Raw genomic sequence first — 19,577 nt, 5'->3', positions numbered from 1 at the left:
TCACCGCAACGGGTCCCGGCCGATAATCCGGCCGGCGTCACGCGCGAAGCGGTGACCCGACGACATCAAAACGGAAACCGCCGAACGTGCCCGTCAGCAGCGGACGGGCCGCGGCGATCGCCTCCTGCACCTCGGGAGGGTCGAGTGACGCCCGGTGTGCGGCTGCGTCCTCCCAGAGCTCCACCACGAACACCGTGTTCGGCTCATCGTCGTTCACGCCCACTTCGTACGACAGACACCCGACCTCACCCAGGCGGTCGTTACGCCGCACGAGATGAGCGACGAGTTCGTCGCGTTTGCCGGGAACGGTCTCGAGTGTGCCTACATTCGCGAATGCCATGCCCCGAGGGTAGCGCGCGTCGCGCCGGTGCGACCGTGTAGGGTCGGTGCTGTACACGGGAGTCCGGTAAGCCGGGCTGAGAGGAAGCTACTCAAGCTTCGACCGTTGAACCTGATCTGGATCATGCCAGCGCAGGGAGAACGCACTCGACAAATTCCCGTGCCCTGTTCACTGACAAAAGGCGCGAAATGACCACCATCCCTACCCTGCCGGATGCCGCGGCGACGCCCGCGGCCACCTTCACTCCCCCGCAATTCGGGGTCGGTGCCCGCGTCACCCTCGCGGTGATGAGCGAGCGCTATGCCGACATCATTTTGGCTGCGATCCGGAGCACCGATCCCACCGGACTCACGCTGGAGACCGGCGTGGTCAGCACCTTCGTCGGTGGTGCTGAGCCCGACATCGTCCGGTACCTGACCGACCTCATTGCCGCCGCCGGCCGGTCGGGCCACCACGTGAGCGCCACCGTGCACTTCTCGCGCGGATGCCCCGGCGAGGTCATCTGCGAGCTGCCCGGCGGCGCCGGACCGCTGCACAGCGAGATTCCCGAGGTGCCGGCGACGGGCATCCGCGCCGCCGGCGAGTGGGCGCTCTACCCGCTCGACGACGGCGGGCGCCCCGGCACCACCCCCGACCACATGCGGGACATCTACGCCGCCATCGACTACGCCACAGCCAACGGGAGCTTCGTCGCGTCCGAACACTTCGTGACCCGGCTGGAGGGTGACCTCGCCACAGTGATCCAGACCGCCGCCGCAGGGTGGATCCTGGTCGGCCGCAGCGTGCAGCACGTCACCAGCCACCTCACGCTGTCGATCAACAGCCCCTCAGCGCTGTAACACCCGGATTCGCCGACGAGCCCGGCGCCCTGTCGCGCCCGGCTCTCCAGGCCACATCCGGCCCCTCTCACTTTTGTTGACCCACATTCGAAGGATTCCGCCATGCCCGCATCCACCGTTGTCCCCACACCCTCGGCCCCAACCGGCACCCGCCGCACCAGCCGCTTCACCCTGAAAGACCTCGTGCTCATCGTCGTGCTCGGGGTGGTCTTCGGTTTCCTCTACTGGGCGCTGGTGCAGGCCTGGACCGGCCTGTCGATCCTGCTCGGACCCGCCGGCGACCTCGCCCAGCACGTGCTGCTCGGCGGGTGGCTGCTCGTAGCGCCCATCGCCGTCGCGATCGTGCGCACCCGGTTCGCCGGTGTGATCGCCGAGGTGATCGCCTCCGTCATCGAAGTTGTCTTCCTCGGCTCGGCCGTCGGGCCGATGCTCCTCGTCGCCGCCGCCATCCAGGGGGTCGGCAGTGAGCTTCCGTTCGCCCTGCGGCGCTACACCTCCTTCGGCTGGGGTAGTTACGCGCTGTCCGGGCTGCTCGGCGCCGGCTTCGTGTTCGTCTTCTCCGCCTTCCGGTCCGGCTGGTACGGCCAGGACCTGTTCTTCCTCCGGCTGGCCATCCAGCTGGCGTCCGGCGTGATCCTCGGCGGGCTCCTGGCCAAGGTGATCGTCGACGCGCTGGCCAAGACGGGCGTGGTCGACAACTTCGCCATCGGCCGCGCGCTGCACGCCCAGGCGCGGGGATGACCGCAACCAGCGCACCGGCATCCAGCACCGCACCGCCCGCCGTCCGCTTCGAGGACGTGTCGGTCACGTTCCCGCGCTCCAACCGGGCCGTGCTGGCCGGCGCCTCCTTCACGATCGCCGCGGGCGAGCGGGTGGTGGTGTTGGGCCCGTCCGGCGCCGGGAAGTCGACCCTGCTGGCCATGGTCACCGGCGTCGTTCCGCACTCTGTGATCGCCGACGTGACCGGCACCGTCACCGTCGGCGGCCGGGACACCCGGGACACCGAGGTCGTCGACCTCGCGTCGCTCCTGGGCGTGCTGCCACAGGACCCGGACTCGGCCGTGTGCCTGCCGGGCGTGGAACAGGAGCTCGCGTTCGTGCTGGAGAACCGGGCGGTGCCGCCGACCGAGATCTCGGCGCGGATCGACGGCGCCCTCGCCACCGTCGGTGCCGCAGCTCTCCGCGGCCGCGCGACCGGCACCCTCTCCGGCGGCGAAAGCCAGCGCGTGGCGCTCGCTGCCGCGCTCATCGGCCGCCCCGAGATCCTCGTGCTCGACGAACCCACCTCGATGCTCGATGCCGACGGCATGCGCCAGGTGCGGGACGCCGTCGACGCGGCGGCCCGGCCCGGCACCGTGGCCGTGCTCCTGGTGGAGCACCGGCTGGACGAGTACGCCGGCAACCGCGGCATCGCGGGCCTGCCCGAGCGGTGCATAGTGCTCGGCGCCGACGGCGGGATCCGGCACGACGGGCCCACGGCATCCGTTCTGCCCCGGGCTGCGGGCGAGTTGCACCGGGCCGGCTGTTGGCTGCCCTGCGAGACGGAACTGCAGGCCGCCCTCGGAATCCCCGGCGGTATCGCTGAGCCGGCCGTGCGGCGGGCGCTTCTCGGTCTGGCTGGCGACCCGACAGGGGCCGACGCTCCGCCGGCCACCGTGGCGGGCGCCGTGGTGCTGGCCGGGCGTGCCCTCGGGGTGAGCCGCGACCCGGTCCCACGACGCACCGGACGGTTCCACCGGCGGCGGCCGGGCGCCGACCGCCGCGCTCTGCTGAGCGCCGTGGACGTCGAGTTGCGTGCCGGCGAGATAGTGGCGGTCCTCGGGCGGAACGGCGCCGGCAAGTCGTCGTTGTTGCTGACCCTCGCGGGCTTGCTGACGCCGACCGGCGGCACGGTTGCCGGCGAGCGGCCCGGACTGGTCTTCCAGAATCCGGAGCACCAGTTCCTCGGCAACACCGTGCGGGAGGAGGTTCTGGTGGGTTTGCCGGCCGATGCCGGGCCGCGGGTGGAGCGGCTGCTCGAGGAGCACGGGCTCGGCCGCCTCGCCGACCGGAACCCCTACCGGCTCTCCGGAGGGCAGAAGCGGCGGCTAAGCCTCGCCGCGATGCTCGCCCACAAGCGCGCCAGTCTGCTGGCGGACGAACCGACGCTCGGCCTGGACCGGCGTTCCACCATCGCCACGATCGCCGCTTTCCGGCGGGCGGCCGCCGCGGGCACCGGCATCCTGTTCTCCAGCCACGATGTGCGCACCGTCGCAACGGTTGCCGACCGGGTTCTTCTCGTGGCGGACGGCCGGATCGTGGCGGACGGCCCGGCCATCGAGGTGTTGCGGGGCGGTGAGCAGCTCAGGCGCGCCGGGGTCACCGTGCCGCCGTTGGTGGCCTGGCTCGTCGCGACGCTCGATTCCGGCGCCCGGGTGCGGCGGGTGCTCGACGCCCTCGACGCGTCAGTGGACGCCGGCGACCGCGGGGCACCCGCGCCCGACCCCGGGACCGCCGGGCCGGCCGCTGCCCCAGCGGTGACCCGGTGAGCTGGGTCGGCGCCGTGGCGGCCTCCCCGCTATCGCGGCGGAACCCCACCGTGAAGCTGGCGCTCCTCTTCCTGGTCTCCCTCCTGCTGCTCGTCGTGTTCGACCCGGTCACCCCCGGAGTGCTCTACCTGCTCGGTCTCGCTGCCGTACTCGGCTTCGCCCGGATCCCGGCACGCACGCTGCTGCTGGCGCACCTGCCGTTCGTCGGGTTTGCTCTGGGGATCCTCGTGGTCAACGCCCTGAGCCGGCCCGGCGAGGTTCTGGTCGACCTGCCACCGATCCGGGTGAGCGTGGAGGGACTCGTGGTGGGATCGGCGCTAGCGCTGCGCAGCATGGCCATCGGCATCCTGTCGATCGGTTTCATCGCCACGACCGACCCGGTGGCGCTCATGACCAGCCTCCATCAGCACGCCAGGCTGAGCGCCCGGGTGACGTTCGCGGTCCTGGCCGGCTACCGGATGCTGCAGCAACTACCCCGGGAATGGCAGGTGATCCGCCAGGCGCAATCGGTGCGGTCGCCGCTTCGCGCTCGCGGCGGCACCCGGTTCGGGGTGCGTGCGTTCGGCACGGCCGCGTTCGCCCTCCTGGTCGTGTCGTTGCGGCGCGGCGAACGACTGTCGCAGTCCCTGGAGTCCAGGGGTCTCGGCCGTGGTCCCCGCACCGTGTGGCGTCCGGTGCCACTCGGCCCGGCCGACGGGCTGCTCCTCGTCTGCGCGCTCGGCGCTGTGCTGCTCGTCATGTTCGTCGTCGGCGCCCTCGGCCTCAGCCTCGGGCCCGACACCCTGTTCTAGCGGGCAGCCCGGCACTCGGCACGTGTTTGTCGAGCGCGGGCTCCGCGCCGCTGCGCGGGTGGCGCGCCACCCGCGCAGCGGCGCCTGACCCGCGTAACTCCCCGGGCGGCACCCACCGGGTCGCGGCCGACCCGGCCCGGTAGACTAAGCAGGTCAAGCATCCGCTATCTCTGGGAGAACGCCACTCGTGACCGCTGTTTCCAACCCATCCTCCCGCGGCGTCGCTGACACCGTGACCAATGCGATCAACACTCCCGAGAAGGAGCAGCCGTACGCCGCCCTCGGGTTGACGCCCGGCGAATACGCCGAGATCCGCACCATCCTGGGCCGCCGGCCCACCTCGGGTGAGCTCGCCATGTACTCGGTGATGTGGAGCGAACACTGCTCCTACAAGAGCTCGAAGAAGTACCTGCGCCAGTTCGGCGACAAGGTCTCCCCCGCCATGAAGAAGAACCTGATGGTGGGCATGGGCGAGAACGCCGGCGTCCTCGACGTGGGTGAGGGCTGGGCCGTCACCTTCAAGATCGAGTCGCACAACCACCCCTCCTACATCGAGCCGTTCCAGGGCGCCGCGACAGGCGTCGGCGGCATCGTACGCGACATCATCTCGATGGGCGCCCGCCCGGTCGCCGTGATGGACGCCCTCCGCTTCGGCGACATCAACGACCCCGACACCGCCCGCGTTGTGCACGGCGTGGTCTCCGGCATCAGCTTCTACGGCAACTGCCTGGGCCTGCCCAACATCGGCGGCGAGACCTGGTTCGACTCCGTCTACCAGGGCAACCCCCTGGTCAACGCGCTTTCCGTGGGCGTGTTGCGGCACGAGGACCTGCACCTGGCCAACGCGACCGGCGCGGGTAACAAGGTGGTGCTCTTCGGCGCCCGCACCGGCGGCGACGGCATCGGCGGCGCATCCATCCTGGCCTCCGACACCTTCAGCGAGGGCGGCCCGACCAAGCGGCCCGCCGTGCAGGTGGGCGACCCGTTCGCCGAAAAGGTGCTCATCGAGTGCTGTCTCGAGCTGTACCGCGAGAAGCTCGTCGAGGGCATCCAGGACCTGGGCGCCGCGGGCATCTCCTGCGCCACCAGCGAGCTGGCCTCCAACGGCGACGGCGGCATGTACATCCAGCTGGAGAAGGTGCTGCTGCGCGACCCGTCTTTGACGGCCGAAGAGATCCTGATGAGCGAGAGCCAGGAACGCATGATGGCCGTCGTCACGCCGGAGAAGCTCGCCGGCTTCCTCGCCGTCGTGGAGAAGTGGGACGTGGAGACCAGCGTGCTCGGCGAGGTCACCGACTCCGGCCGGCTGATCATCGACTTCCACGGTGAAGAGATCGTCAACGTCGACCCGCGCACCGTCGCCGTCGATGGCCCGGTCTACGACCGCCCGGTGGCCTACCCCACCTGGATCGACGCCCTGCAGGCCGACAGCGCCTCCGCCCTGCCCCGCTTGACGGATGCCGCCACCCTGCAGGAGCAGTTCCTCGCCCTGCTCGGCTCGCCCAACCTGGCCGACCCGAGCTGGATCACCGACCAGTACGACCGCTACGTGATGGGCAACACCGCCCTGTCCTTCCCCGACGACGCCGGCATGATCCGCATCGATGAGGAGTCGGGCCTGGGCTTCGTCATCGCCTCCGACGCGAACGGCCGCTACTGCCAGCTCGACCCGTACCGCGGCGCCCAGCTGGCCCTGGCCGAGGCGTACCGCAACGTGGCCGTCACGGGCGCCGTGCCGGTGGGCATCAGCGACTGCCTCAACTTCGGCTCCCCCGAGAACCCCGAGGTCATGTGGCAGTTCTCCCAGGCCGTTACGGGCCTCGCGGATGGCTGCCTCGAGCTGGAGATCCCGGTCACCGGCGGCAACGTGTCCTTCTACAACCAGACCGGCGACCAGCCGATCCACCCGACCCCTGTCGTGGCCGTGCTCGGCGTGATCGACGACGTGGCCCGCCGCGTGCCCAGCGGCTGGCAGGACGACGGACACAACATCTACCTGCTCGGCATCACCCGCGAAGAGCTCGACGGCTCCGCCTGGAGCGCTGTCGTGCACGACCACCTCGGCGGTGTGCCGCCCGTGGTGGATCTCGGCCGCGAAGCCGACCTCGCCGGGCTGCTGCACGCCGCGTCGATCGAGGCTTTGATCGACAGCGCGCACGACCTCTCCACGGGCGGCCTCGCGCAGGCTCTCGCCGAGGCCGTTCTCCGGTTCGGTGTCGGCGCCCGGGTCTGGCTCGGCGACATCCTCGAGCGCGACGGCATCGACGCATCCGTTGCCCTGTTCTCGGAGTCGACCGGCCGGGTCCTTGTCTCCGTGCCCCGCGAGGACGACGTCAAGTTCCTCGGCCTCTGCGAAGGCCGCGACTACCCGGTGCTGCGCATCGGCGTGACGGATGCCACCGCTCCCCAGCTCGAGATCCAGGATTACTTCACGGTGCCGCTCAGCGAGCTGCAGTCGCGGCACCGCAGCACCCTGCCGAACGCGTTCGCGTAGCGACCTTCGCGAGAGCGGGTGAAGGGTTGCTTCAGCACCGCTGACGAGCCCACAGCACCGCTCTCGCGAGCAGCGCCGCCCGCCGTGTGGAGCCGGTCAGTGGCGGCGCTGCAGCGGTGACCGGGGCGGCATCGTAGCCAACGCCGCGTTGTAGCGCATGCGGGGCGGATCGGCCGCGAGGGCGTCGAGCGACGCCGCGGTCGGGTCGGCGAGCGGGAACGCCGTGACCAGGCGCATCCGCCCGCCCTCGCACACACCGTAGACCAAGGCGGCGCTGTCGCGGCCGCGTGCGCTGAGCACGGTGGTGCGAAAGAACGTGCCGCCGCCGGGCACTTCGTCGTCGATCACCAGGAGGTCGCCGCGACCGTGCGCGAGATGGGCCAGGTGCGGCAGGGTGGCCTGCGTCACGCGCTGCAACACGGTCTCGCCGGCCGATTCCGCCGCCTCGAGCAGGAACGCGCTGGGCGCCAGGCCGAGCAGCTCGGCCAGCTCGCCGTTCCGCCAGCGGTCACCCTTGAGGCCGTACGGCGTGGCCACCTTCGACAACAGGTAGCCGTAGACATGCAGCACCCCGCGTTACCGACCGGCCACTCGGCCTCGAGGCCGGCCGCGGCGTGCAGCGCCTCGAATTGCGGGCCGTGATGATCTGCTCGCTCCACGGCCCGGCAGCGGCGCCGACGCCGCCAACCCGATCGACGGCTACGACCTCGTCCGGGTACTCGCCGAGAGCTACGCCGTGCCCGCCGGTGTGCGCAGCAGCGCGTACCTGGCGAGCCGGGTCGAGCTCGCCACCGCGGCCGCGCCGGTGATCGCGCCGACCGGCCTGGCCGAGTTCCTGGCCGAGGCCCGGCCGAAGGCCCACCTCGTGCTCGCGACGAATGTCCCAGCATCCGGATCCACGAGGCCTTGGCCTCCCTGGGCCTGGCCGGCGCCTTCGACACCGTGCACACCTCGGTGGGCAAGCCGGCCGGCTTCGGGCCGCTGCTGGACGAATTGCTCGCCCTGTTGCCCGCCGACACGGATGCCGCCACCGGCCTGACCAGCATCGGGGACGTCTGGGCGAACGACCTCGCGCCCGCACACGCCCGCGGAGCCACGACCGCCCTCGTCGGCGGCCACCTGCCGGCCGGCGCCACCCCGACGGTCACCGCAACGCATCTGTACGAGCTCTACCCGGCCCTGCGGGCCTGGCTCGATACCGCTTCGTCGGGCGCGCCCGGCACGCGCAGGTCCGAGGGCGTGCGTTCGTGAGGTGGACCGGTAACAGCGACGCCACCGTGACAAGCCGTATTTTGGGAGGCGAACCGGTGGATCTGCTCGAGCTGGACCGAACCGACTTCACGTTCCAGTAGGCGAAGCGCTCCACCGGATTCGACGGCAGCGAGTTGCCGATCGTCACCAATCAGGCGCACGTGAGCGCCGTGGCGTTCGGCGATTCGGGTGACTTTGGCCAAGTTGACGGTGCCGGCCATGCCGGCCATGCCGGCCTCGTCGACCACGACGATATCGCCCGGACGCAGCTTCAACTCGTCCGGTTGGCGACTATCCGGTGTCGCGTCGCCGTGGGTGTCGTAGGCACCCACGAACGAGTGGATCGTCGCCGCGGGCACGCCCACGGCGTCACGGAACACGGTGGCGGCAGTTGCGGATGGGGCCAATTCGATCAGCCGGCCGCCGGCGTGCTCGGTGGCGCGGGCCGCCAACGCCAGCGCGGTCGTTTTACCCGCCCCGGCAGGGCCCGTCCCCACGACCAGCAGCGTTCCCGACGTCGTGAACTCCCGGGCCAGGGCCCGCTGTCCCGCGTCCAGCGGACCACTGTGGGCCGCGGCGGTCCAGTCAAACTCGGCTACGGCGACCGGCGCGATTGTCCGGGTGCGGGCAGCGTCGAGGAGGGTATCTTCGGCAGCCAATAGGCCGGCGGAGGTGAAGAGCATGCGGCTCTTATGATCGTAAATGCTCGACCCGTCACGACGGGTCAAGGGTTGGAACGCACCGTGCGGAGCGGGCGATGTGACCGCGATTGAGTCCGTCTCCAACGCTCGCCGGGTGATCTGCTCGACGGTGCCGGCTGGCACAGCTCCGCGGCTGGTTTCGTTCTGGACCCAGCGGCGGGCTTCGGCTTCGATCATGTGCGGCCCCCAGACCGCGTGGTGCTCAGACACCGTCGCGACGACCTGGCGAGCAGCACGGTCGATATCCACCAGGCGCGGCTCAGCTCTTGTCTCGTCCGTCGCGTGTGCGGCGGCACGAGCATCCAGAAGGAGGTTCCGGATGGTGGCGGTGCCAACGCGTTCAGTGCCTTTTGCGGCCCACTCGGTGCGGAGCGCTGCGAGGGAGCGGGCGTGCAGTTTTTGCGCGCGGGTGTCGAGGGTGGCTTGCTGGGCGAGCTTGATGCGGGCGGCCGCGTCGGGGGAGCGGCCGTGGCTGGCGCGGTAGTCCTTCTCGAGCTGGCCGACTGCCTTCTTGATATCTGCAGACCGGGTCGAGAACTGCGAGGTGAGGCGCTCGTCGATACCTGCGATCTCGGCCACGGGGCATTTGCCCGGGGTGACTTCGCGCAGCTCCGTGGTTAGGCCCAGCGTGCTGGTGACCTCGTCCTGACGCGCTGGTTGTAGAACTCGGATGCGGCGACACCCTGCCGGTGGAGAAGCTTGGAATCCAGGGTTCGCCACTTGCCGTCGACCCCCTTGACCTTGTTCGCGACGACTAGGTGATCGTGCAGTTGCGGGCCGCCGTTGCGGGAGTCGTAGTGTCGGAACAGGGTCGCGATCAGACCGCCCTCGACGTCGATCTGGGCGACGCCGTTCGTGCCGGCGCGGGTGGCGACAGCCTCACGCTCGAGGTACTTCACCGTGTCAGCGATAGCGACCGCCTGCGCGGCCTCGATCGCCTGACGGGTGGGTTCGTCACCCAGGCCCCAGAGTAGGGACACGCTCTTGGCGGGGGAGAAGACCAGGTCGAATCCGGCGACGGCTTGTTGCGGCGGCCGGGTCGCCGCGGTGATGAACCGGCCGAGCTCTTCCTTGTCCGCGGCCGGACGCCCCTTGGCCTCACGAAACGCCAGGGCGCCTTCGCGGGCCCGGATCACGCGTCGCTCGGCAACGCTGGGTTCACGTCGTTTCGTCTTATCGACGTCGGCGTATCCGGCCTCGATCTAGTCCTTCAAGTCGGTGCCTCCGGTGCTGTAGCCGTAGTACGACCGCCCCAGTTTGGCCTCCGCGATCGCCCCATCCGCGGTCTTCCCCTGGGCCTGTGCGGCGGTGATGATCCATTCCGCGTCTGGGTGCAACCCTTCACCGTAAAGAGCCTTCATCTGCTCCTCGGTAACCGTTCCGGTCACGCCAAGAGCGGTCAAGCCACCACCGATCCAGACACCGGGAGGGTTGCCATCCTCGGTGTAGTAATCGCCCAGCTCACGGCCGTTCTCGCGCTTAACGTCACCGGTCACGGTCTCGCTCGTGTAGTACGCATACCCGTCTCCCGCGGAGAGGATATGCATGGTCATCACACGCACAGTTTGCCTCGTTGATTACTAATGCCAGAGGAGTGACGGATTAAATGACGAAGAATGAGGAAAGAAAGCGGCCGGGATCGATGAGACTACGGCTGTGCTTTGAGACCAGGGGAGTGCACGGAGCCGACGAAGAACGAGGTGAGTACAGTAAACGCGGTCGAAAAGCAACGGCCGAGCTAGTCTGCAGCAACTGACCTCGCTCCCAATGCTCAGCTCCAACCCCTACCGGGCGGCTTTTGCGGCGCGGCCCGGCAGCTCGCCCGTGAGAAGTCCGCACAGTTCCGTGAACGCGAGGACAAACTAGAGTCCCTGGCCGTCGATTACTTCACGTACCTCGAGCAGATAGACGAGGTAACCGAGCTGGCAGAAAAAGAGATCACCCGCATCCGCGCTTAAGCGGAGAAGAACACCGCCGCCCGGCGCACAAGTGCAGCCCTAATCATCGACGAGATGCTGACAACGGGTGCATCCCGCGCCGAAGTTGCCGGGCGTCTCGGCATCGCCACACGCGAGATGAAGCGAGCCGCGCTAATCCCTGCAAACCTTGCCGGCGCTGTTCGCCCGGACGACAGCACCGCGACGAACACGCCTGCCGGCCCATAGGTGCGTGCAGGAATGCTCCGAACGACTGTCTGGCAACCACTTGGCCCGATGACAACCGGCTCATCCTCGATAAAGCTCACAACCGTGTCCGCGGCGCCACCCACCCGCCCGCTAAACATCCGATCTGGGAACAACCTGTCCCAATTGGTCAACGAGCTGTTGGCCAATTCCCCAGCGACTGAGGCAACCCAGATGTCTGCAAACAAACGCTCGCGGTTTGATCAGCTGTAAGGCGCTGCGCGGGTCACAGGTTCATCGATTCTCTGATCATCGCTGTGGCCTCATGGAGGCTGTAGCGCTGCTCGAGGATGTCCAAGATGGAGCCCTCATCGAGTCTTGGACCGGATCTCCCAGACCTCGCGGCCATCTCTCGGACGGCCCTCAAAGCGAGCTGGGGGTTCATTTCAACAGTGTCCCGACAGAACTCTCTCGCGCTCAGGATCTTGATCTGCGGCGGTATCCGGTCACTCGGGAAATCCTTCGCGTTCTCGGTCACGATCGCCCCTGCTTTCGCTAGGACCGCGGCGGCGACCACGTGCTCGTCATCGATATCGGGGAGATCAAAAGTGCCCTCCAGCGGCTCCCACCCCTGAGTCTCAGCATCCGGGAACATGAGACGCATCTGCCGGACCAAGGCGGCCGCGCGCTGTGCTGCTTCACCATCGCTCAGCTTTGGCCCGCGCTCAGTAAGCTTCACAGCCTCATTACGTTCGACCTCATCCAAGACCGCGCTACTCCACGCAGGCATATCAATCGCTAGGGAAAGCAGGAAGTCCCGGAGGGTGCTGGGCCACAGCACGCAGCTATCTAAGAGGGCGGTAAACACCCGCTTAGTCTGTCAGTGCGCCAGCCCTCGCCCGACGCTGAGCACCCAAGGCACGCCGAGTCTGGCGCGCCCGCTCCAAGATCTCCTCAACAGGAGTCTCGTCATCAAGAGTCGACCGCATCTCCTCAAGAGCGTCATATTGCTCTTGACGACGTCGATCCCGAAAAGCCATCACATCAACAAGAAGCACTCTTCGATGAGTGCCAACTCGCTCAAAGGGAAGCTTCTGCTCATCAAGGAGCTTCACAAGCGTGGGCCTACTGATCCCAAGGAGATCCGCCGCCTGCTGAGTGGTGAGCGTCTTCGACTGCGGCAAAATACTCACTGCAAGCCCCCGCTGCATAGAGTCAATTACCTGCAGGAGCACCCGATGGATCTCCTCTGGAATCTCCACCTGGTCACCCATTGCGGCGCCGGCCAAGAAGTAGTGCGGAACAGGGGCTTCTCGACCGGCAGCCTCATGCGCCGCGAGGAAATCGTGCACCCGTGCGACACCAGCCACATCGTCACCTACGTATGTCTGTGGGCTCAATGCCACCGCATTACTCATAACCACTCCCTATCCGAAAAAAACGTAACACACTTGTGTACATTTCGACTGAGAAATGATTAGCTCGTCATCGCCGAGCCGCGAGGGCGACGATAAGCCCCAGGCAAAACACGCGCCGTCTTGGATCCAGGCGGAATGGACCGCAAAGCTGGCGCCGATCAGGGCGAGGCTGGGGGCGCGGTCAGTGGCGGTGTCGAGTTTGCGCCCGTTGGCACCGGCTTGGTCCACGAGCGAGCTGCCGTGATTCCGGCGATTCCCGCGATGGCCGCCAAGATGAGGGCTGTTGGCGTTAGGCCGAGCGTTGCACCCAGGATGCCGGCGAGTGGGTAGGTAATGATGAAGCAGGCGTGTGAGAGCGAGAACTGGGCTGCGAACACGGCGGGCCTGGTGGTGTCGTCGGAATAGCGGCGCAGAAGCCGTGCCGAGGGCGTGAGAATCAGCGATGTCGCGGCGCCCAGCACGAACCAGACAACCAGCACTCCCCACCAGGTCGGCAGTGAAGCCGGTGCGAGGGCCAGCAGCGCGACGGCCACGAGTCCGACCGGGAGGATGGCGCTGCCGGCCAGCATCACGCGGCGATCGGGATACCGATCCAGTACCCGGGGCAAGCCGAGCGCGACGACCATGGAACCGAATCCGTAGCTGGCCAGGGTGATCGCGAAGTCGATTTGGGTGCGGCCGAGATTGTTTTGCACGAGGATGACGGTGTTGACGATCACCATGGCGGTGGCCGCGGCCACGACCAGGTTCATCGCCAGGAGCGCCCGCAACTGGGGTGTGCGCCAAAAGGCACGCGCCCCGCGGGTGAGCCGGTCAACAAACGGTGTGACGGCTGGTGGCTTCATCGTTGGTAGCACGGCCGATATCACCAGGGCCGCGGAGCCGATGAACCCCAGGGCTGTTCCCACGAACAGGGAGTGGTAGCTGATCACGGTCAGAAGTGCCGCTGCGAGAATGGGGCTGAGTAACGACTCCAGGTCGTAGGCCAGACGGGACAGCGAGAGCGCCCGGGTGTATTCGCTCTCCTTGGCCAGCACGTCAGGGATGAGGGCCTGGAAAGCGGGCGTGAAAGTAGCAGACGCGGCCTGGAGCACAAAGATCAGAACGTAGATCTGCCAGGCCTCGGTAACGAACGGCAACGAAATCGCCACGGCCGCCCGGAGGACGTCCGAGGACACCAGCAAAAGTTTCCGTGGCACGCGGCTGGTCAGCGCGGACACGACAGGTGCCACACCGACGTAGGCGAGCATTTTGATCGTTAGAGCGATGCCCAACACGATGCCGGCGTCTCCGCCGGCCAAATCGAAGGCCAGCAAGCCCAACGCGATCGTGAGCAGCCCGGTCCCGATCAACGCCACCACCTGGGCGGTGAAGAGTCTGCGGTAGGTAGGGTTTCTCAGCACGTCAAGCATGTGCGCCGGGGTCCGACTCGGCGTTACGGACGTCGTGCGGGTGTCGGTGATGAGCGGGGATAGCGTCCAGGGCGTGCTCGGCTTGGAAGATGGCGTCGGCGACCAGCTGGCGGGCATGCTCATTCGCCAGTCGATAGAACACCCGCGTCCCGTCCCGGCGGGTGGTCACGATCCGGGCCATGCGCAGCTTCGCCAGATGCTGGGACACCGCGGCTTGCGATTTATTGACCCGCTCCGCGAGTTGATTGACCGGGAGCTCCGTATCGCGCAGCGCCAAAATGATGCGGATACGTGTGGCGTCGGCGAGCATCGCGAAGATCTCGACGGCCAACTCGACATACTCACCATCAACATCCAACGTGCAAACATTCGTATCTGCATTCATGCGAATATAATTGCACATAGGTCATGCCGGGGGTTGTGGTGGCCCCGTGACGACGGTAACGGGGCCACCACGGTTCACTCGCGGCGCCGTGTCTCCCGGATCAGAAGGGCCACGGCGATTCCGACGACCAGGACGAATCCGCCGCCGAGGGCCAACCCCAGCAGAAGACCGGACGAGTCAGAGTTGCCCGTCTCAACTGCCCCCTTGGGGTCTGTGACATCGGTCCCGCAGGACGCTGGTGTGCTGCTTCCCTCCGATTCGCTCGTGGCGTCGACGGGTTGGTAGTCGAAGGTGTAAGTGTCGGAGATGGGGTGTCCGTCGGCGGACACCACCTGCCACTGCACGGTGTATTCCCCGCCGACGCCCAGGGCCGCGTCGGACGAGATGACGGCGCCGGCGAGTGTTGTGCAGCTTGTTTCGTAGTACCGGTCATCGGGACCGATGACCTGGATCACGAACGCGTTATCGATCCCGCCGAGGTTCAGCAGGGTGTCACTGAACGTCAGCGCCACCGTCTCGACCTCGGCAACGGTTGACCCTTCAGCCGGGGAGCTGGAGATCAGGGCGTCGTGGGCTGTCGCCGGCGCCGCGGCACCTCCAAAGGTGAGCAGCAGGACAGCGGCAATGGCCGCCACCCCCGCCGACACGGAACGCAGTCGCTGCGCCATGGTCAGCTACGGGGGGTCTTACGGCCGAACACCGCGAAGGCGCCCAGCCCGGCGCCGATCGCGGCCAGGACGAGCGCCGCAATACTCAAGCCAACTGCCAGACCGGAACCGTCGCTTGAGGTGACCGCCGACGCCGACTCGGTGCCGTGATCATCGGTGACCGTTTCCTCGGTGTCAGCGCTGTCGTGTCCGTGGCCTCCGGTGTTGGGCTCGTCGTTGATGAAGATGACCGGTGCCGGCTTGAGGGAAGAGTCGGCTTCCACCTCCTCGGCTGTGGCCGTCCAGTTGGCGACTTCACCATCGTCATAAGTCTGCACGGCGGGAAGCACAAGGCTTCCCACGTCCGGGAGCGGGCCAAACGATACGGTCCACTGCTGGAACTGGCCGGGTGCGATCCCCGCGCCAGCGTCGGCTTGGAAGATGATCCGGGTGGGTGCTTCAGTGATTTCGTTCTCCCCCACGGTGACGGGCTCCGGGAGGTCCTCCGTGATCACCGACGTCGTCCACCCCGGCGTGGGCTGGTAGGACACGCTGACAATGGGAGTGTCTGTCGGCAGCTCAATTTCGAGGGTGGTCGTGGTGGCGGTGGCTGATTCGTTCAGGGCCTTGAACTCAAAGTTCGAGTACGTCCCGGTGTCTGAATCGTTGGGGGTGACGCTCACGTGCGCCGATGCGGCCAGCGGGGCAGCAAGAGCGAGGGCAAGTCCAACGCCGGCCGCGGTAAGGGAAGCGGACAGGGTGCGCTTATTCATAGGAATCTTTCGTTCGAGGGCATGCCGGAAATCGCATAAAGCGCACGGCGCTACCTGGATATAGAAAAAGAGTGTGGGTGCGTGGTTTAGACCACGACCGACGGCGGCCCTCGATGCCGCATCGGAGACAGCTCAGCGAGCGAGGATGCCAACTCGGCGAAAACTACCGACGGACGCGTCAGACCATGAGGCCACAAGGTCGTGGCTGGCACGCGGATCAGTGCCACGGCAATGCTCAGACCTGTCAGCGCGAGCACAGACCAAAAGGCTGCTTCCCCGTAGCGGAGGGCGAGGATGGTGATCATCGCTGCGATCAGGTGCGCGGGCCCCATAGCGAAGCCCTGGCCGATCAGGTCCGGGTCGAGTGTCTGGGAAGAATCGTTGATCGGCAGGGCCGTTGCACCGTGGGCGTGCCCGGAGGATTGTCCCAGCGTGAGAGATCCCGAACCGCTCCCCAAGCCCAACGTGGCGTGGAAAAAACTCTGACTCCCCATCACCGTCACCGACAGGCGAACCCAGGACATCGACGTTCCCGCGAGGAAGACAGCAGCGGGCAGAGTAAACGCCAACGCGATCACGATGCCCAGAGTTCCTGGCGCCCCACCACCGGCCAAGGCGTGCATGAACCCCGCGACAAAAGTCGCCACAAGTGCAGCGATGAAGCCACGAACGACCCGCGCCCACCGCGTTGCCATCGCACTCCGTCCTGGGTCATGGCGCACAGCGCACCACACAATGCCCCCACTGTCCCATCACCTTCACACTCCGACGTGTGCAGAGGGCAGGGGCGACGACCGCTCCCAGGAAACCACCGGTCTGACGAGAAAACTGGCACCAGATCCTGAAAAATGCTGCGAATCCAATCAGGTGTCGGATACCAGTGGCACCGCTCACTACAGCTCTGTTAGCGGCCATGCCAAACTGGGTGTTTTCTACCCAACGTCGCATCACTGGATCAAATTGGGGGCTGTTTCTTGAGCCTATCGAAGTGCACTTGAGCTGGTTCCCAGTTGCGGGATTCCCGTGGACGAGCGTTGATCTTTGCGGCGACTTCAGCGAGGCGTTCGGGACTGTGCAGGTTCAGGTTGGTGCCCTTGGGAAAGTACTGGCGGACGAGCCCATTGGTGTTTTCGTTGGAGCCGCGTTGCCAAGGGGAATGCGGGTCGCAGAAGTAGACCGGGATCGTCGTTTCTTTCTTGAACTGCAGATACTCCGCCATCTCCGATCCCTGGTCCCACGTCAATGACTTACGCAGGTGCGCTGGCAACGCTGACATGGCCTGACCGACGCGTTCACGGACCGTGGCGGCGTCGCGCTTCCCGCTCAGGTGTACGAGCAGCAGCATGCCGCTGGTGCGTTCCACGAGGGTCGCAATGGCTGAACGGTTAAATGTTCCGCAGACGAGATCGCCCTCCCAATGGCCGGGGACGAGGCGACTATCGACCTCGGCAGGGCGCTCGCCCAGTAGCGGGCCGGAGAACCTCGAACGGCGTTTCGTCGTGTGACGGTGGCTCAGTCGCCCGCGGCGCCCGGTTCGGAGATGACGGCTCATTCCCCGGGATAGTCCGCTCGCGTGCGACGAATACAGAGCTTGATAGATGCTTTCATGTACGACGTGCATCTCGGGCTGCCCCGGATAATCGATGCGCAACTGGTGGCTGATCTGTCTAGGGCTCCACTGTTCGAGAAGGTGTTTGGAAATGGCATCCCGCAGCTGTGGGTTCCCGGCGATCTTGCCCGGCCGAGGGCGTTTGCGCGCAGCGTCTGCCAGCACTTGGGCCACTCGAGGGGCATATCGTTTCAGGCGCGGCGACCGGTTTCGGATCACCTCACGGCTGACCGTTGACGGGCTTCTGCCGATTTCGGCCGCGATTTGACGCAGGCTCTTGCCGACCTGCAGCCCATCAGCGATCTGAATCCGCTCGCCCTCGGACAGGTATCGCGGCGAGATTACCGGTGGTGCCTTCAGCGAGATCGGTGCGTACGTCGTCGCGTGTCCGTGCCCATTCGTCACTGTCCGCCCATGCCGCCACCGCATGCCCGTGCGCCGGTTGATGTTCAGCGTTCGGCACGCCTCGGCGTTGCTGATTCCTTGCCTCATCAGCTGAGCATATTTCTTACGCGTCTCGACCATCGGCAGTGCGCCGGCAACCTTCTGCCGTTTTCTTGGACTATCTGGCATCGCTTCTCCTGAAGCTCAGGTGATGCGACGTTGGCTAGAAACCGCCCAGTTCCTAATGGCCATTGACACAGCTTCACTGCGCACACCAGAGACAGCCCCGGAAAGGTTTGGGCGATGATCTCCGACCCAGCTTCTATCGCGAGACCTTCGGTATCCTCTACGCATGTACAGGACATCTAAGGAGCCGTCTCCCGATGGTCATAGACCTTTCGTCTCGACCCAGCCCCACACGACGACAGTCGAGACGTCATGAACGGCGACCTTGTACTAAACATCACTCTCGTCCTCATCTTCGTCTTGGTCGGCGGCGTTTTCGCCGCTACCGAGATGGCACTCGTTACGCTCCGAGAAAGCCAGATCAATGCAATCGCGGCCCGCGGAAAGCGCGGTGAGAAGGTTGCGGCGCTGGCACGTAACCCCAATAAGTTCCTCGCCGCCGTACAGATCGGCGTCACCGTCGCTGGATTCGCGTCCGCCGCCTACGGGGCCGCCTCGATCGTACCCTCAGTCGTCCCGCTGTTTGTCGGGTTGGGCCTCAACACAGCGCTTGCGTCTACGCTTGCCACGATCGCACTGACTTTAGTAATCGCGTACCTATCTTTAGTGCTCGGTGAACTCGCCCCGAAACGCCTCGCGATCCAGCGCAATGCAGCATTCGCGTACGCCGTCGCTCCCGTGCTCAACGGTTTTGCAATCATCATGCGCCCTGTTATCTGGCTGTTGTCGGTGTCGACGAACCTGATCGTGCGTCTACTCGGCGGAGACCCGCACAAGACCGGCGAAGTAATGACCGAGGAAGAACTACGCGACATAGTTTCAAGCCATGAGGGGCTACCCGAAGACGAACGGCGGATCCTCGACGACGTGCTCTCCTTACGGCATCGTCAACTCAGCGAGGTCATGAGACCCCGACCCGAGGTCGCCGCAGTAGATGGAACCGCAACCCTTCGCGAAGTCGCTGATGAAGTGCACGACCAACCGTATTCGCGATACCCGGTCGTCGACCGCACCATCGATGACGTCATCGGCTTCGTCCACGTTCGAGACCTAAACGAGGCCATCGCGGAGAATCCCGACAAGCCCGTTCGAAACATCATGCGCACAATCTCGTACTTCCCAGCAACCGCAAGAGTGCTCCCCACACTCACAACGATGCGGGCACAAGGTCACCAGATCGCCGTCGTAATCGATGAGTACGGCGGCACCGACGGTATCGTCACCCTCGAAGACCTCGTGGAAGAAGTCGTGGGTGAGATCTTTGACGAATACGACACCGACTCTCCCGTCCGCGACCTCCAGTCAGAAGGAGGCGCGATCGATGGCCGACTCAACTTCCAGGACTTTGAAGAAGCAACCGGTGTTCGTTTGCCCGTGAGCGCTTCCGATACCGTCGCTGGATTTGTCATTGAGCGGCTCGGGCGGCTCGCTCGTATCGGTGACGTCGTTCAACTCGACGACATTAGTTTGCAAGTCACGGCAATGGATCGTCGCCGCATTTCAGAAGTGCTCATCATCCCGAACGGAGAGACGCCGAAACCGCCATCTCCAGAACCCAATCAGAATCCTTGAGTATTTGAGGTCTTGAGAGCCACCCGATCGTGCGGTTCAGAGCCAGCGATCGTGCGGAAGAGAGCCAGTGGCGGTGTGTCTAGGAGCCACTGGCCCTCTCGTTCGCCGTTAGGCGGTGGCGAGG

19 protein-coding genes, 1 pseudogene and 1 riboswitch are annotated in these 19,577 nt (G+C 66.2%); of the genes and pseudogenes, 7 read left to right on the top strand and 13 right to left on the bottom strand.

Features of this window, described 5'->3' with window-relative positions:
* Positions 1-37: 37 nt before the first annotated feature.
* Positions 38-340 carry a putative quinol monooxygenase gene (locus tag JWP54_RS10790; RefSeq protein WP_297371655.1) on the bottom strand — a complete coding sequence of 101 codons (303 nt, stop codon included), beginning with the start codon at positions 338-340 and terminating at the stop codon, positions 38-40.
* Between the two features lie 45 nt (positions 341-385).
* Positions 386-495, top strand: a riboswitch (TPP riboswitch).
* A gap of 33 nt (positions 496-528) precedes the next feature.
* On the opposite strand from JWP54_RS10790, the gene JWP54_RS10785 reads away from it, so the two are divergent.
* The 5 genes from JWP54_RS10785 to purL all read left to right on the top strand — a co-directional run bounded on the left by JWP54_RS10785 (position 529) and on the right by purL (position 6,992).
* A complete protein-coding gene (locus tag JWP54_RS10785; protein ID WP_297371653.1) occupies positions 529-1,179 on the top strand; it encodes a YkoF family thiamine/hydroxymethylpyrimidine-binding protein in 651 nt (216 codons plus the stop codon).
* Positions 1,180-1,281: 102 nt separating this feature from the next.
* Positions 1,282-1,920, top strand: coding sequence for an ECF transporter S component (locus JWP54_RS10780; RefSeq protein ID WP_297371650.1), 639 nt, complete (start codon positions 1,282-1,284; stop codon positions 1,918-1,920).
* Complete coding sequence (locus JWP54_RS10775; RefSeq protein WP_297371647.1) at positions 1,917-3,707, top strand: ABC transporter ATP-binding protein; 1,791 nt, start codon at positions 1,917-1,919, stop codon at positions 3,705-3,707. The genes JWP54_RS10780 and JWP54_RS10775 overlap by 4 nt, the downstream gene beginning before the upstream one ends.
* The gene (locus JWP54_RS10770; protein ID WP_297371644.1) at positions 3,704-4,498 is read left to right on the top strand and encodes an energy-coupling factor transporter transmembrane protein EcfT; all 795 of its coding nucleotides are present in this window, start codon (positions 3,704-3,706) and stop codon (positions 4,496-4,498) included. Before JWP54_RS10775 ends, JWP54_RS10770 begins: the two co-directional genes overlap by 4 nt.
* Positions 4,499-4,685: 187 nt before the next feature.
* On the top strand, positions 4,686-6,992 hold the full coding sequence (gene purL, locus JWP54_RS10765) for a phosphoribosylformylglycinamidine synthase subunit PurL (RefSeq protein WP_297371641.1): 2,307 nt from the start codon (positions 4,686-4,688) through the stop codon (positions 6,990-6,992).
* 96 nt (positions 6,993-7,088) lie between these two features.
* On the opposite strand, the gene JWP54_RS10760 is transcribed toward purL, so the two are convergent.
* Entirely contained in the window at positions 7,089-7,562 is a 474-nt protein-coding gene (locus JWP54_RS10760) for a hypothetical protein (protein WP_297371638.1), read from the bottom strand.
* Between the two features lie 336 nt (positions 7,563-7,898).
* On the opposite strand from JWP54_RS10760, the gene JWP54_RS10755 reads away from it, so the two are divergent.
* Complete coding sequence (locus JWP54_RS10755; RefSeq protein WP_297371635.1) at positions 7,899-8,243, top strand: hypothetical protein; 345 nt, start codon at positions 7,899-7,901, stop codon at positions 8,241-8,243.
* On the opposite strand, the gene JWP54_RS10750 is transcribed toward JWP54_RS10755, so the two are convergent.
* The 11 genes and pseudogenes from JWP54_RS10750 to JWP54_RS10700 all read right to left on the bottom strand — a co-directional run bounded on the left by JWP54_RS10750 (position 8,162) and on the right by JWP54_RS10700 (position 17,884).
* Complete coding sequence (locus tag JWP54_RS10750; protein WP_297371721.1) at positions 8,162-8,926, bottom strand: AAA family ATPase; 765 nt, start codon at positions 8,924-8,926, stop codon at positions 8,162-8,164. The genes JWP54_RS10755 and JWP54_RS10750 overlap by 82 nt on opposite strands.
* 426 nt (positions 8,927-9,352) lie before the next feature.
* Positions 9,353-10,080, bottom strand: a pseudogene (mobF, locus tag JWP54_RS10745) (MobF family relaxase); the annotation flags it as partial.
* Positions 10,081-10,146: 66 nt separating this feature from the next.
* Positions 10,147-10,497 carry a relaxase domain-containing protein gene (locus JWP54_RS10740; protein WP_297371718.1) on the bottom strand — a complete coding sequence of 117 codons (351 nt, stop codon included), beginning with the start codon at positions 10,495-10,497 and terminating at the stop codon, positions 10,147-10,149.
* 856 nt (positions 10,498-11,353) lie between these two features.
* Positions 11,354-11,935 (bottom strand): PIN domain-containing protein, encoded by a 582-nt coding sequence (locus tag JWP54_RS10735; protein WP_297371632.1) that lies wholly within the window; start codon positions 11,933-11,935, stop codon positions 11,354-11,356.
* A gap of 4 nt (positions 11,936-11,939) precedes the next feature.
* A complete protein-coding gene (locus JWP54_RS10730; RefSeq protein ID WP_297371629.1) occupies positions 11,940-12,485 on the bottom strand; it encodes a helix-turn-helix domain-containing protein in 546 nt (181 codons plus the stop codon).
* 158 nt (positions 12,486-12,643) lie between these two features.
* Entirely contained in the window at positions 12,644-13,897 is a 1,254-nt protein-coding gene (locus tag JWP54_RS10725; protein ID WP_297371715.1) for an MFS transporter, read from the bottom strand.
* Complete coding sequence (locus tag JWP54_RS10720; protein WP_297371626.1) at positions 13,890-14,282, bottom strand: metalloregulator ArsR/SmtB family transcription factor; 393 nt, start codon at positions 14,280-14,282, stop codon at positions 13,890-13,892. Before JWP54_RS10720 ends, JWP54_RS10725 begins: the two co-directional genes overlap by 8 nt.
* Positions 14,283-14,356: 74 nt before the next feature.
* Complete coding sequence (locus JWP54_RS10715) at positions 14,357-14,950, bottom strand: copper resistance CopC family protein (RefSeq protein ID WP_297371623.1); 594 nt, start codon at positions 14,948-14,950, stop codon at positions 14,357-14,359.
* A 2-nt stretch (positions 14,951-14,952) separates the two neighbouring features.
* Positions 14,953-15,702, bottom strand: a complete 750-nt coding sequence (locus JWP54_RS10710; protein WP_297371620.1) for a YcnI family protein — start codon at positions 15,700-15,702, stop codon at positions 14,953-14,955.
* Positions 15,703-15,788: 86 nt separating this feature from the next.
* Positions 15,789-16,397: a hypothetical protein gene (locus JWP54_RS10705; protein ID WP_297371617.1), complete on the bottom strand. Its 609-nt coding sequence runs from the start codon at positions 16,395-16,397 to the stop codon at positions 15,789-15,791.
* Positions 16,398-16,657: 260 nt separating this feature from the next.
* Positions 16,658-17,884 carry an IS30 family transposase gene (locus JWP54_RS10700; protein WP_297371614.1) on the bottom strand — a complete coding sequence of 409 codons (1,227 nt, stop codon included), beginning with the start codon at positions 17,882-17,884 and terminating at the stop codon, positions 16,658-16,660.
* 249 nt (positions 17,885-18,133) lie between these two features.
* On the opposite strand from JWP54_RS10700, the gene JWP54_RS10695 reads away from it, so the two are divergent.
* Positions 18,134-19,453, top strand: a complete 1,320-nt coding sequence (locus JWP54_RS10695; protein WP_297371611.1) for a hemolysin family protein — start codon at positions 18,134-18,136, stop codon at positions 19,451-19,453.
* Positions 19,454-19,577: the final 124 nt, after the last annotated feature.

Origin of the sequence: Cryobacterium sp. (assembly GCF_025463825.1) — a bacterium.
Lineage (GTDB): Bacteria > Actinomycetota > Actinomycetes > Actinomycetales > Microbacteriaceae > Cryobacterium.
The sequence above is the reverse complement of the archived record's forward strand: the minus strand, read 5'-3'. Positions and strand labels throughout refer to the sequence as shown.

Coding starts and splice junctions, on each gene's coding strand:
- JWP54_RS10790 (WP_297371655.1), bottom strand. CDS start 340: ATGGCATTCGCGAATGTAGGCACACTCGAGACCGTTCCCGGCAAACGC.
- JWP54_RS10785 (WP_297371653.1), top strand. CDS start 529: ATGACCACCATCCCTACCCTGCCGGATGCCGCGGCGACGCCCGCGGCC.
- JWP54_RS10780 (WP_297371650.1), top strand. CDS start 1,282: ATGCCCGCATCCACCGTTGTCCCCACACCCTCGGCCCCAACCGGCACC.
- JWP54_RS10775 (WP_297371647.1), top strand. CDS start 1,917: ATGACCGCAACCAGCGCACCGGCATCCAGCACCGCACCGCCCGCCGTC.
- JWP54_RS10750 (WP_297371721.1), bottom strand. CDS start 8,926: ATGCTCTTCACCTCCGCCGGCCTATTGGCTGCCGAAGATACCCTCCTC.
- JWP54_RS10740 (WP_297371718.1), bottom strand. CDS start 10,497: ATGACCATGCATATCCTCTCCGCGGGAGACGGGTATGCGTACTACACG.
- JWP54_RS10730 (WP_297371629.1), bottom strand. CDS start 12,485: ATGAGTAATGCGGTGGCATTGAGCCCACAGACATACGTAGGTGACGAT.
- JWP54_RS10725 (WP_297371715.1), bottom strand. CDS start 13,897: ATGCTTGACGTGCTGAGAAACCCTACCTACCGCAGACTCTTCACCGCC.
- JWP54_RS10720 (WP_297371626.1), bottom strand. CDS start 14,282: ATGAATGCAGATACGAATGTTTGCACGTTGGATGTTGATGGTGAGTAT.
- JWP54_RS10715 (WP_297371623.1), bottom strand. CDS start 14,950: ATGGCGCAGCGACTGCGTTCCGTGTCGGCGGGGGTGGCGGCCATTGCC.
- JWP54_RS10710 (WP_297371620.1), bottom strand. CDS start 15,702: ATGAATAAGCGCACCCTGTCCGCTTCCCTTACCGCGGCCGGCGTTGGA.
- JWP54_RS10705 (WP_297371617.1), bottom strand. CDS start 16,397: ATGGCAACGCGGTGGGCGCGGGTCGTTCGTGGCTTCATCGCTGCACTT.
- JWP54_RS10700 (WP_297371614.1), bottom strand. CDS start 17,884: ATGCCAGATAGTCCAAGAAAACGGCAGAAGGTTGCCGGCGCACTGCCG.
- JWP54_RS10695 (WP_297371611.1), top strand. CDS start 18,134: ATGAACGGCGACCTTGTACTAAACATCACTCTCGTCCTCATCTTCGTC.